The organism is Vibrio sp. OPT20, from assembly GCF_963889365.1.
Taxonomy (GTDB): Bacteria; Pseudomonadota; Gammaproteobacteria; order Enterobacterales; family Vibrionaceae; genus Vibrio; species Vibrio splendidus.
Map to the genome: position 1 here is coordinate 17308 of NZ_CAWPOA010000028.1, position 12669 is coordinate 29976.

Below are 12669 nucleotides of genomic sequence, written 5' to 3' on the forward strand. Positions count from 1 at the left end.
TTGGATTCACGGATGCGTCAAAAAATAGGTATAGATCAACTAAATCAGCCGATTACTAATGAAGATGTGGAACTGGCCATCTCTAATGCGGGAAGTACGCTCACTTTATTGGACGAGCTTCCCGTCAAGTGGCTGGATATGTGTAATGAAAAGCTGTCACTGGCTTCGGAGACACTCGATTTCTTGTTAAAGCAACGCTTACAAATACATAAAAGGGGATACCCAAGCGTTAAACTGGAATATTTAGCACTGGCTGAGCGTCAGATTAAAGACCTAACAAATGTTTATTTGTCTTTCTATCGATTGGCTCCGGGATTAATACATCAATTGAAGCAGAGCGAACCAACCATTTATGCTTGGCTCATGTTGAGCTCAGAGCTTGGACAAGAACACGAAAACCTACTTTGTGGCTTGTCTATGCTTGATGAATTAGATTATCAAGCCGCTAAGTTGTTGGTGGTTCAGTCATCATTGCGAGACATCGACCTCGTGATAATCGAAATGGTTGAAGGTGGCTGTAAACTGCCCCTACTTTACTTGGAGTGCTTACAGTTACGCCAAACTGTCACAGTTGGTCTGCTAAAACGCTGGCTTAAAGATAAGCGGTTTTCTAAGCATAAAACACATTTATTTTTATCATTACAAAACGACGTAGAAAGTGTTGTCTGGTTAGCTGAAAACTCAAAGGGCAGTCAGAACCTGTTTGAACGTTTGCTTTCGAAAGAGGACAGAGGTACTTGGTTTCGAAAGGAGTTCGGTACCTCAATCGATAGTGTGTTTGACTCAGAAGTCGTCACTTTTGCCAAGCTTTTAGAGCTCAAAGAATTTGGTAACTTTGATCCAAGTAGTGTAATGGCTCCATTTGATTTTGTATTGCATGGTCTGAATGAGCATGTTCCTCAAATAGTGGATTTACTATTTAGCCTTGACGAGTTCGAAGGTGAGGATTGGATCCAAGCGCTTTACATTGTCTATGGTAAACGTTTACCAGTGACACCGAAAAATTTAGGTATCGATTTTGAATGGTATGAAATGCTCGAAAAATTAAAACAATGGGCAGAGAGTGACGCCTACAGACAAGTCTCACCAGGTAGAATGGGACAACCTTTGACGCTAGAAACCAGCATACAAGCCATGTTCGATACTCAAGTTAGTGCTGCCTTTAGGATTTGGATTTGGCGTCAGGTTTGTCTCCACACTCGCTCATACATCCCTTGGGATATGACTATGCCAGCTCATCAACAAAAGTGGAATATCACGCGACTAACTCAGAATCCAACAGCTTCAGAAAGGTTTGGCCTAAGGAGCAATCATGCAGTTGTGGGATATTGAGAATTATCCAGGGCTTTCAATTAAAGGCCGTTTTCAACGAGATCAGAATGGCAATGAGGTTTGGATTATCGTTGGAAAACGCTCATGGCAACTCGTCGGTTCTGCTTGGAAGGAGCAGCAACAGTCAGAGATCTATGATGATCCTGTCTATCTGGGGGAAGCCGGGCTTTCTGCGATGAAAGCTGACCATGAGTTCTCTGTTGTCAAAGCCAACACTGATGTGCTGATTTTCGGTAAGGCTCGGAGCTACGCGAAAAAAGCAGTTACGTACCACGAGTGTCGGCTTTTGATTGACGGTCATATTGATAAAACTATATCGGTACTTGGTGATAGGCAATGGATCGAACACGGTGGCAGCGTAACCTTAAGTAAACCACTTCCATTTGTCGAAAAGGAAATCGATTTCTCCTGTGCTATCGGAGGTGATTTAAGAAATCGACTCGGTGGAGGGATCGCTGATAGCAAAGCGGAGCTATTGAAACAAAAAGTACCTTCTGTTTTTTATCCAACGGAAGACTGGAGTGCGACGCCCAAGAATGTCCGGGTTGCAGGCTTTGGCCCGCTAGCTCCATTTTTTGGGGCACGGCAGCGTTACGCTGGTACTTTTGATGATGATTGGTTAGAGAATAGGAAACCTCTTTATCCTTTAGACTTTGACCAACGTTTTTATCAGAGCGCACCACAAGACCAACAATGTAAAGGGTTCATATCTGGCGGAGAACGATTGATGATCAGTGGCTTTTGTCATAATGACGCTCTCTCTTTCCGTTTCCCTCAAGAGATGTATGTAGCAGAAGCTCAGTTTAAAAATGCCAAATATCAAGTTGATATGCCTATTTCTACCGTTTTCATTGATACCGAGGCTCGTATACTTTCAATCAGCTACAGCGCTGCATTTCCATGTCAAGGCGAGGAGCATCTATTAGTGTCAACGAAGATCCGTCAAAAACAGGAGTTGTCCGATAATGAATAACAATTCGGCACGTTTCGTTATTGGTATGGAAGCCATGACACCAGCGGGCATGAACCTTGATATAGCCACAACAGTTGCCAAAGTGGATTTAGGAAGATTCGATCAGAAAGTAGCCGATGATGGTATCGAAAGATTCACCTACGCAAACATTGAATACACTTCAAATACATCATTGTTTGGCAAGTGTTCAGAGCTTATTGAGAGCTTGATCGGGTCTCTTTTGAAGCAGTTACCTAAGGCATTAAAGCCTATTCCGTTGCTAGTCAATATACCCGGTACTCTGTCTGTTGTTGCGATGAGCGAGTGGTTAAGTGATTGCAAGCACCGTGATTCAATCTCACATTATGAAGTTGTTCAACAAAGTGGGCCGTCACACTTAAGCACATCATTAGCTAAGTTAAACCAATTTGACGCAATCATGAGTATTTCAGTCGACTCTCTTTTCGATGACCTTAATAACTTAATCGATGCCGGGCAAGTAATGAGCTCTTATAACCCATGGGGGATAATACCTAGTGAAGGCGGGGCGGGCTTACTGTTGTGTCGGAATAATTTGGTGCAAACGTTGAAGCTCAAACCAAAAGCAAAGTTAGGCTATTTTGAAGTAGAGCCAACAAATACAACGCGAAGGTCAGTAATGAAGCTAGTCAGGAATGCGAGTCGCAATATTAAGAGTTTTGGGTCTGTATTTTCTGATATGACTAATCTGAGATCCCATACTGAAGATTATGGTTTTGCGCTAGGTGCTCGCGCCGAATGTTTTGATAACCCTCAACAGCCAACTTTAATTAATGATTTATGGGGCTCATTGGGCGGCTGTTCTGCATTGGCATTAATGGCCTGCACTATTCAAGAGGTGGCTCATAATAGGCCTGTAACTTTGTTAATGTTTGATGTTCAAGGAGAAAGGGCATTGCTCCAACTCACCTGCATGAAACAGAACTGATCACATGGCCGGCATACAAAACGCTAATATTATTTATGTCGTAATCAGTATCGCGAGAGTATTAGCTGGAATGTGATTTAGTCTTGGTATGTATCTAGATCTTATTTATTCACTGGGATGCTTAAACCGCTGCAAAGCTCTAACTCCAAAATTTCCAATACTCCAGTTGAATTCGATGGAAAATTAGAACTGCCTTTTGAAAAGTATTTCAATTATTTCTCCCTATAAGTGAATAACTCATTTTTACTTAAAATCAACTCAAAATGTGACTCAGTTAACAGTGTATGTTTAGTCCGTTATTTTGTTAGGTAAATATTAAATTCTGGAGCCTAAAATAGCAGAAATTTGTTAGTCAAAGCGTTTGTTGTAGTGTTCCTTTGTTTAGTAATAATAACTGAATTAATAGTCTTACCGATGGTTTTAAATACTGCTATTGAAAAGGGTATTAGACAGTAATTATTATCCAACATTAATTTATTTCGTTTGATAAAGAGTTTAGCGTGCCAGACAAGCAAGGGACAGCCAAAGGTTATCTAGATAAGTTGGTTGTGAAAGCGATCGAAAAGAAAAACCAGCAAGCTCAGAATATGGCTAATAGAAATAAGCCCAAATTAGAGTATGTGATTTTTTCCCAATTTGACGTGTTAGATACATTACCTTCAAAAAATGGCAAAACGACTATTTATCATTTGGCTAAGAAAGGAAACCCTGAAAAACAGGTTTGCTGCAAAGTTTTAAATGAAGGGTCATCTGAACTTGCGAATGAATTAATCATTAATGAAGCCAGTCGCCTTGAGATGTCTCAACATCCGAGCGTTGCAGATTTCATTAAAATAGGCAAAGAGTTCGATAGACCATACTTTATGTATCAGTGGATTCAGGGCGAATCTTTGGCCGAAAAAATGGCTCGTCATACTCCTAAAGGTTTTAGGCATGATCATATTGCGTGGCTGATATATCAATTGTCTGGTGCGCTTGAGTTTATGCACACGAGAGGTGTCTGCCATTTAGATATTAAACCTTCAAACATTCTTGTTACAGAGTCTGATTATGTAAAGTTAATCGATTTTGGTGCTGCTCGTTATGTTGGTGAATCTAATACTTATGCAGAAGCAAGCATGAGCTATGCGTCTCCTGCGTTTATAAAGTCTGGCGTGGCTCAACCTCAAGATGACGTCTATTCATTGGCGTTATTAACTGGGCATCTATTTCTTGGAGCTGCATTTGGCGATGCTTGGACAACTCAATTACAAGCAAAAAAACGACCAGGTTTAATCCCTAACCACGTATGGAAGTTAATTAGAGAGGTTGTCAACAACCCTCGACAGCACAGGTATACAGCGACTTCGTTTGCTCAGCAATTAGCCAAGATCGATACCCAAAAATTTGGTGCTGATGTTAGTGCTCCCTTATTTAGTAGTTTACGGAATGCTGATCTTGTTCTAACCAAACATCGAACTATTGACAGAATTCAAAGTGGTCGACTTCGATACTTAGAAGCGAGTTTGGTTCTGTGTGTCGTGATTATCACTAGCACATATTTATACAACCAAGGTCAGCCTGAATGGAAATCGATTGTTAAATCTACCAACAGTTCAAGTAGCCTTGTGAGCACGATTAAACCTGCACAAACCGCGTCTTTTTTAGCACAGTCTCCATGGGATATTGAATTCGCGTTGCAAGATATGGAAAAGGATGTCGTCTCGACAGCTCCTTACCGAGAAGCTTATGAAGTCCAACAGAGCAAATTAGCTAAGTTGTATAAAAACTATGAATCGGACTTGAATGAATATGAAGGGTCGGTCGATCAACTTCCTAAAACTCTGATGTCTATCCGGCATGATCTCGTTGTTTTGCGAGAAAAACTGAACAGTGACGGCTCTCTATTTCCTTATGCAGATAAAGCGCTGACGGACACGATGGCAAGTCTGAATAAGGCGACCATCAATTCGCAAAATATTGCCACCTTTGGTGGGGATCAAGAACAGCGTTTAGTCGAACTCATCTTAGACGGAAAATCAGATGTTGCAGACAGTGATATTGAAACTGCTTGGAAAGTAAACCAGTCAAGAGCCTATTTTTATAGTCATGTATTACCGCGAAAAGTACTCAGCGGTATAGATTCCTCGATAGAGAAAAATGCAAAACAGCATTACTACACCAAGGCAATTCTTGAGGCAGAAGCTGCGCAATCATTTTTTGGTAACACGCCAAAATTGAAAGCTAAAGTAAGAGCCCTAAAAGTAGCAAGAAGCGAATTTATTTTGTTCAGTACTGTAACTGAACAATCAGTATTTGGTCGACAGAAACTGCACGACTCGTTAGCTGATCTAGAGACTAATGCCCCTAAGAAATTCAGCGAAATAACGGAAATTCTTAATAGTATGGCAAGTGATTCTATAGACAAAAGTCATCAACTATCTAAACCAGCGCGAGGTGCTATAGCTATCGAGCGAGCAATTAGAAATTACAATTCTGAAAGCAGAGGTTAACTTGAGTCTGATCGATACTGAAACGCTATTAGCACCAATATCTGAACACTCACCAACTGGTGAGGATGCTAGGTACGAGTTTTGCTATGAAATGATGGAAGCCGAAGTGAAAAAATTTGGTTCATTATTTGGCGAGACTGTCGACTGGCATATTGTAAAAGTCCATTCAATAGAGGTGTTAAGTCAACATAGTAAGGATCTTAAAGCGCTTTGTTATCTGATTCGCTCTTTGGTGGAGGATAAAGGCGTGATAGGGCTTGAGGAAGGATTATCTTTGCTCAATGACTCAATCAGTCGTTTTGGTCATGACCTATACCCGAAACGTAAAAGAGGTAGAGATGGGGCTGTTGAGTGGCTGAATCATCAATTCAAACTCGTCGCGACTAAATTGTCTACAGAATCTCTTGATTGGGAAGTTCTATCTCGATGTATCACATTAACTGAAGGTATTCAGCGTCAGTTTGACGAGATATTTCAAGACTCTGATGTGGACTTTTTCGAATTAAAAAGTCATTTGAATCAACTAAGGCTGAACGCATCTTTAAATGAAGAAACCTTGGTTGAAGGCAGTGTGGCTGATTCAGATCCGCTCATTGATGTTGTTGCACTGTCCGAGAAAACTATCGTTCCAGAAAGCCACGAAACTGACAGTCCTACGACGCAAGCCACATCTAATCAGAAACGAAGTAAACCTCGAGAGCACAGCACTGTAGACGTAGATACAGACTTTTCATCTCCGACTGCATCAAAGCGTACGTTAAAAAAAGTGTCTGAAATAATGGTGCATTCAAATCCGACTGAACCTTTGGGATATCGGATTTACCGTCACCTGACATGGGCCGATGTTGATGGTCTACCAGACCACCAAGACAATGTAACGCCTCTTAGCCTTGCTGTGTCATCAGACCAGCAGGCGGAATATAGAGATAAAGCAAATCAAGAAAGTGATATCGATACGATCAAGCGTCTAGAGCGAACACTTACTGATGCGCCATTTTGGCTGACTGGGCATTATTTCGTTTATGCAATGTTAGACAATCTTGGGTATGACGAAGCTGCGTTGGCTGTAAAGCAAGAAACAAAGAGATTTGTCGATTCTTTTGAGGGAATTGAGAACCTCTCTTTCAAAAATTCTATTCCATTTGCGGATGAAGCAACAATTACTTGGTTGTCTACAGGTAATACTTGTCCTTCGGGTAAATCATCAATAATTCAAACTATTGTTGTAGCTGAAGATGATCTATCTGAGATGGAGGATATTACCCTAGGTGACTTGGGTAAATATGTGGCTGAACTGTCAAATAAACTCGAGTTGGATAACTCCGGTCGTGGACAATTCATGTTGCACTTAAAGTTAGTGAAAGCCTACCAAAGTGTTGGTTTATACCCTTTGTGCTTGCCTTACTTGGAACAAAGTTGGGCGGTGGCTAAGGAACTAAATCTATCAATTTGGGAACCCCATTTGTTCTTTTCTTTAGAAAATCTAATTCAAAAAACTCTAAAGGAACTATATCGAACTAAGGATTTTTTACCTGTGAGATATAGCGAATGGGAAACAATTTATGACCAGCAATAAACTAGAAAGGACTAATTATGTCACGTGATGGCTCGGTGGCTCCGAAAGAGCGAATTAATATACGTTATGTTCCAGCAACAGGCGATGCGTCTGATGATGTTGAACTGCCCCTAAGTATGATGGTTGTCGGTGACTTCACTGCTCGTGCAGATGAAACTCCGATCGAAGAGCGTAATCCGATTAATATCGATAAAGATAACTTTAACGAAGTATTAGAAGGTTACGCTCCGAATATCAAAGCAAATGTTGAAAACCGTCTTTCTGATGAAGAAGGTGCGCAAATTGGCGTTGATATTACATTCAAAAATATGAAGGACTTTACTCCAGAGTCGATTGCGAAGAGCGTTCCTGAACTGAATGGTTTACTAGAACTTCGTGAAGCCTTGGTTGCATTGAAAGGCCCTCTAGGGAATGTACCTGCTTTCCGTAAGAAGATTGCAGCAGTTCTTCAAGATGAAGAAGCAAGAAAGAAACTTTTGGATGAACTAAGCATTGGTGCAGACCAAGGCGAAAAAGCAGAGTAAGGAAGATCATGTCGGCAGAAGCACAAGCACCAGAACAAGAAGCAGCTCTAGTTGAGTCAGGCTCTCTTCTGGATAGCATTCTAAATGAGACTCGCCTTAAGCCTAGTGATGAAGGTTTTGACGTTGCAAAGCGTGGCGTTGAAGCATTCATTGGTGAGTTATTAAGCAGCTCAACAGTAGAAAAAGTAGACCAGTCTTTAGTTGATTTGATGATCTCTGAGATTGATCAAAAGTTGTCTAAACAGGTTGATGCAATTCTTCACAACGAAGAAGTTCAAGCGATTGAATCAACATGGCGTGGTCTTAAATATCTTGTTGATCACACGGACTTCCGTGAAAACATTCAAATCGAACTTATTTCGGCTAAGAAAGACGAAGTTCTAGATGATTTTGAAGATGCTCCTGAAGTAGTGAAATCAGGTTTGTATAAGCAGATTTATACTCGTGAATACGGTCAATTTGGTGGTAAGCCTGTAGGTGCCGTTATTTGTGATTACCAACTGTCTGCGTCTTCGCCTGATATTAAATTAATGGAATATATGGGTAATGTAGGTGCTATGTCTCATGCACCATTTATTACTTCTGCATCTTCTGAATTCTTTGGTTTAGATTCTTATGAAGAATTACCGAACTTAAAAGACTTAAAGTCGGTATTTGAAGGTCCTCAGTATACTAAGTGGCGCGGATTCCGTGAGCACGAAGACGCACGTTATGTGGGGCTTTGTACATCACGCTTTATGCTACGTACGCCATACTCAGTTGAAGACAACCCGATTAAGGCGTTTGACTACGATGAAATGGTTACGGACAGCCATGACAATTACCTTTGGGGTAACTCAGCTTATGCTATGGCTTCAAAGATCAGTGAGTCGTTTGCAAAATATCGCTGGTGTCCAAACATTATTGGCCCGCAAAGTGGTGGTGCGGTAACCGATTTACCGGTTTATAACTTTGAAGCGATGGGGCAGATCGAAACTAAGATCCCTACCGAAATTCTGGTTTCTGACCGCCGTGAGTACGAACTTGCAGAAGAAGGCTTTATGGCTTTAACAATGCGTAAAGGTTCTGATAACGCAGCGTTCTTCTCGGCAAACTCAGTTCAAAAACCAAAAGTGTTTGCGAATACACCTGAAGGCAAGCAAGCTGAGATGAACTACAAGTTGGGTACTCAGCTACCTTACATGTTCATTATTAACCGCTTAGCTCATTACATTAAAGTACTTCAACGTGAGCAAATTGGTTCTTGGAAAGAGCGTACCGATTTGGAAGTTGAGCTTAATAAATGGATCCGTCAATACGTATCTGACCAAGAGAACCCGCCAGCAGAAGTTCGTGGTCGTCGTCCGTTACGAGCGGCTAAAGTCGAAGTGTCTGACGTTGAGGGTGACCCAGGTTGGTATAAAGTATCAATGTCTGTCCGTCCTCACTTCAAGTACATGGGTGCGAGTTTTGACTTATCTTTGGTTGGTAAGCTAGACCAATAATAAGTTTGGAAATAAATAAGCGGCCAGGTTCACTGGCTGCTTTTTTTCTTAGAGTGTTATATGGAAAAAGGTTACCGATTATTAGAACGAATTGAACTTGGTGAGCCGAAAAACTGTTATGAAAAAGTGGTTTCACATAGGCATTTAATTGAATCCATTCATCTGCACCTTGCTGATTTGCTTAATACTCATGCGGGTAATGCAATGATCGATGGGGAATATGGCTTACCTGATTTCAATGATGTTCTATCGAACAACACCAATTTAGTTCGTCACATCCAAAAGAACATCACTTCCACAATAGAAAGCTTCGAACCTCGGCTACGAAGCGTTGAAGTGCATTACCGAGAAAATCACAATAATCCTCTTCAATTAGGCTTTGGCATATGCGGAGAAGTCTTACACAACGGTGGAAAAGTTCCGATGTCTATCGATGTCTATATGGGAACTGACGGCCAATTTAACGTTTAGTAGGTGCCCATTGAGTAACAGTAAATACTTTCAAGATGAACTCACATATCTACGAGAATCCGGCAGCGAATTTGCCAAGTACAATCCAAAACTGACCAACTTTTTATCTGAAGGAACATTCGATCCTGATGTAGAACGTCTTCTTGAAGGTTTTGCGTTTCTTACAGGCCGTATTAGAGAAAAAATTGATGACGAACTCCCAGAGCTCACTCAGTCGTTAATGACGCTGTTGTGGCCACATTACATGCGCTCGATTCCTTCGTTATGCATTAGCGAACTAACGCCACACTCGGGAAGTGTCACTGAAAAAACAGTGGTCAAGCGTGGGGCTGAGATGGCTAGTGAACAAGTGGAAGGTACGCAATGTTTATTCAGAACCTGTTATGACGTAGAGCTGTTCCCCTTAAAAATCACAAGCATTGAGCAAAGCAACAGTCGAACAAGCTCATCCGTTGATGTGACACTTGCGACTGAACATGGGCTAGAGTTATCTCGTATCGGGTTAGATAAATTAAGGTTTCATTTACATGGTGAGATCCATATAACTAGAATTCTTTTCTTATGGATATTTAGATACTTAGACTACGTCGAGTTAGACGTAGGCGGTGGGTATAAGCGTAAACTTGGACCTGAATTTGTAAAACCGGTTGGGTACCAAGACGACGAAGCGATACTGCCATATAGCGACAATTCATTTGCAGGTTATCGTTTGTTACAAGAATATTTTTCTTTGCCAGACAAATTTATGTTTTTTGATATTACGGGTCTCGATTGGTTAAAAGGGATACCACAAAGAAGCACTGTGAACCTTAAATTCCATTTTAAGAGAGCATTACCTGCCGAAGTTGTCCTGAAAGATAAGCACTTAAGGCTACATTGTACGCCAGCTGTGAACCTATTCGAAAAAGATGGCGATCCAATTCGGCTTGAACATCGCCGCAACGAGTATAAAGTTCGGCCACAGAGTGACAACCAGGATCACTACGAAGTTTATTCAATAAACCAAGTAGAAAGTTGGAGCAAAAATGAAAGGCGACGAAAACCTCTTATTGAATTTGAGTCCTTTGAACACCAAATAAATCAAAGAGATAAACGTGATTTCTACAAGTCAAAAGTTTCAGAGCGAGTGAGTGGAAGAGGGCTTGAGCGTTATATCTCTTTTCATACTCACAATGGGGATATTGCAGACCTAGGAACCGAAACGGTTTTGATGAAGTTATTGTGTAGTAATGCAGATTTGTCTGAAAGGTTGTCTGTAGGGGACATCATATATACCACCCATAAATCTCCGACTTACGCCACGTTTAATAATATTACTAAACCTACACAATCTGTTAGCCCGCAAGTGAATGGCGAACTCCAATGGCAACTGATTGCTAATATGTCATTGAATTATTTGTCGCTCTCTAATATTGATGTACTCAAGGTTTTACTGTCTACATATGACTTTCATTCTAGAGTAGATAGGCAGGCTCATAGGGCTTCGTTACACAGGCTTGACGGAATTATCTCATCAGAAATGAAACCTATCGATAGAGTGTTTAGAGGAGTGTCCGTTCGTGGCAATCAATTTAAGCTTAAGATGAACTCTAGTTTCTTTGTAAACGAAGGGGACATGTTTTTGATGGCAAATGTATTGAATGAGTTTATACGCTTATATTCAAGTGTTAATTCATTTACAGAGTTAGAAGTCTACGATGAACGCAGTGGCGAAAGCTACCAATGGGCAAGTTTAACTGGACAGCAAACAATCTTATGATTGATGAATTATCAGATAAAATAAACGAATTTAGCTTTTTTCAAGCAGTTTTGTTGTTAGAGAAGCATTACCAACTATTACCGGGTAGTGATTTTGTCGCGGTTGGTGAAAATAAGTATTTTTATCAAGAGAGAATTGCGTTTAGTGTTTCACCAAACCTCTGTTTCCCCAAAAGTGATATGGAATTCATCAGTCATATGGAAAGGTCTGGTGAGCACTATTCAAGAATTGAAACTAACTTCTTAGGATTACACGGTTCAAGTTCACCTTTACCTGCTAACTATACAGAAAAATTAGTAGGTAGAGATGATGATGATAATCCAGTTAGAGATTTCTTTGATTTCTTTCATAACAGATATACGAGCTTAATCTATCGTGTGTGGAAAAAGTACCGTTATCATGTCCAGTATCAAAGCGATGCAACGGATGACTTTTCTGGGCGCATGCTGCACCTAGCTGGATTGTCTAATGTTATTCAAGAGTCAGATACCATAGGCCTTGATCGTGCTAAGATTTTGTCTTATGTCAATCAGCTATCTACCAGGACGCGCTCTCCGAAACTGATTTCTGGCATTGTCGCGCACTATTTTTCATTACCAAGTGTTCGAATCGAAGAGTGGGTCTTTCGAAGAGTAAAAATTGCCGAATGCCAAAGGAATCAATTAAATAGAACGAATTGTATTTTGGGTTCGAATTTACATTTAGGTAAGAGTATCCCAGACCTAAATGGTAAGTTTAATCTCTGTATCGATAACATCGATTTCGAGACGTTCCGAAAGTTTTCCTATGGAGGAGATTTCCATAAAACTTTAGTGGGTTTGATGCGTTTTATTCTTCGTGACCCTATGTCTTGGGATTTAAAACTAACTGTTGATTTAGACTCAGTTCCAAAGAATCAACTAGGTCAAGGTGATGGGACGAGTTTGGGGCAAACTTTTTGGTTGGGTCAAGCAGGTACGAAAGATGCGAAGATTAGATTAATTGGAGGCATTTAAAAAAGCCGCTCATAAGAGCTAATGCCGTTCACTTAAGAGTGAACGGCATTTTTGTTCTTAGCATACCGCTGTGGTCTAGGCTTAACTGTTCTAGGGAATGTTCTTTCCCTTCGCCCT

At 40.7% G+C, this 12669-nt stretch carries 10 protein-coding genes; all 10 read left to right on the forward strand.

Translation table 11 applies throughout. The features are described from left to right. The first annotated feature begins 12 nt into the window (after nt 1–12). The 10 genes from AACR09_RS01050 (at nt 13) to tssG (ending at nt 12552) form a co-directional block, all read left to right on the forward strand. On the forward strand, nt 13–1332 hold the full coding sequence (locus AACR09_RS01050) for a hypothetical protein (protein ID WP_193834674.1): 1320 nt from the start codon (nt 13–15) through the stop codon (nt 1330–1332). Beyond that, the gene (locus tag AACR09_RS01055) at nt 1313–2305 is read left to right on the forward strand and encodes a DUF2169 family type VI secretion system accessory protein (protein ID WP_054543284.1); all 993 of its coding nucleotides are present in this window, start codon (nt 1313–1315) and stop codon (nt 2303–2305) included. The genes AACR09_RS01050 and AACR09_RS01055 overlap by 20 nt, the downstream gene beginning before the upstream one ends. Then, nucleotides 2298–3251 carry a hypothetical protein gene (locus AACR09_RS01060; RefSeq protein ID WP_193834676.1) on the forward strand — a complete coding sequence of 318 codons (954 nt, stop codon included), beginning with the start codon at nt 2298–2300 and terminating at the stop codon, nt 3249–3251. Before AACR09_RS01055 ends, AACR09_RS01060 begins: the two co-directional genes overlap by 8 nt. A gap of 500 nt (nt 3252–3751) precedes the next feature. Then, entirely contained in the window at nt 3752–5743 is a 1992-nt protein-coding gene (locus AACR09_RS01065; protein ID WP_102504241.1) for a serine/threonine protein kinase, read from the forward strand. A 1-nt stretch (nt 5744) separates the two neighbouring features. Beyond that, on the forward strand, nt 5745–7319 hold the full coding sequence (tssA, locus tag AACR09_RS01070; protein WP_102533694.1) for a type VI secretion system protein TssA: 1575 nt from the start codon (nt 5745–5747) through the stop codon (nt 7317–7319). Between the two features lie 17 nt (nt 7320–7336). Further along, entirely contained in the window at nt 7337–7843 is a 507-nt protein-coding gene (tssB, locus tag AACR09_RS01075; protein WP_017064520.1) for a type VI secretion system contractile sheath small subunit, read from the forward strand. Nucleotides 7844–7851: 8 nt separating this feature from the next. Continuing rightward, nucleotides 7852–9327, forward strand: coding sequence for a type VI secretion system contractile sheath large subunit (tssC, locus tag AACR09_RS01080; protein ID WP_054543288.1), 1476 nt, complete (start codon nt 7852–7854; stop codon nt 9325–9327). A 60-nt stretch (nt 9328–9387) separates the two neighbouring features. Then, nucleotides 9388–9798, forward strand: coding sequence for a type VI secretion system baseplate subunit TssE (gene tssE, locus AACR09_RS01085; protein ID WP_017067543.1), 411 nt, complete (start codon nt 9388–9390; stop codon nt 9796–9798). Between the two features lie 10 nt (nt 9799–9808). Next, nucleotides 9809–11557 carry a type VI secretion system baseplate subunit TssF gene (gene tssF, locus AACR09_RS01090; protein ID WP_029222544.1) on the forward strand — a complete coding sequence of 583 codons (1749 nt, stop codon included), beginning with the start codon at nt 9809–9811 and terminating at the stop codon, nt 11555–11557. Further along, nucleotides 11554–12552, forward strand: a complete 999-nt coding sequence (tssG, locus tag AACR09_RS01095; RefSeq protein WP_029222545.1) for a type VI secretion system baseplate subunit TssG — start codon at nt 11554–11556, stop codon at nt 12550–12552. The genes tssF and tssG overlap by 4 nt, the downstream gene beginning before the upstream one ends. Nucleotides 12553–12669: the final 117 nt, after the last annotated feature.